This is a genomic window from Streptomyces sp. CO7 (genome assembly GCF_053474865.1).
The window spans coordinates 111,645-112,294 of sequence record NZ_JBRIOU010000003.1 but is presented as its reverse complement, the minus strand read 5'-3'; the positions used below and the strand labels follow the sequence as shown (position 1 = coordinate 112,294).

Genomic DNA, 650 nt, shown 5'->3' with positions numbered 1-650 from the left:
GGGTCCGTCCGTGCCACCGGTCGGGCGGATGCCCCCCGACCCGGCCGAGGCGGACGTCCTCCCCCTCGCCCGGCAGGAGTTCGACGTCCTTCCCGCCGCACGCCAGCCCCACCCCCGTCGCCTTGACGGCCGCCTCCAGCATCGTCCAGGCGGGCCAGAAGCCCGCGTCGGACAGGGGACGGGGGAAGGTGTCGCACACGGTCTCCAGCACGTCCTCGGGCGTCGGCATGACGCGCGGACTCTCCACGTCCACGCCGATCGGCCCCCGGTCGTCCACGCCGACCAGCAGCAGCCCGTCCGACCGCGACCAGCTGACGTGGACCCCCGGGTGTTCCGGCAGGTAGGGCTTGCCCCCGGGCAGGCGGGCCAGCCGCGGGCCGTCCGCTCCCGTGGCGAGGCGTCGGCCCAGCAGGGCCCGGATCGCGAGCCGGGAGTGCAGGAACCGGCGGGCGGTGAGCGGACTCCTGAACGCCGCCGCGCGCCGCCGTTCCTCCTCGGTCGCCAGGCCCCGGCCGGCGCCGGCCGGGTGGCCGGCCGCCAGGTCCGGGCCCCTCCACGCCGGCTCCGCCGTGTCGAGGTCGACGAGCCAGAACTGCGCCGCCGCGTCCCCGTTCATCTCCGCGCTCCCTCCACGTCGCCCTCCTCATGTC

Annotated in this window: 1 protein-coding gene; it reads right to left on the bottom strand. The window is 77.1% G+C overall.

The genetic code is table 11. The features are described from left to right. Positions 1 to 616 (bottom strand): 4'-phosphopantetheinyl transferase family protein (locus ACOV8S_RS10360; RefSeq protein WP_448317497.1); only part of this gene is annotated, 616 nt, incomplete at its 3' end. Positions 617 to 650: the final 34 nt, after the last annotated feature.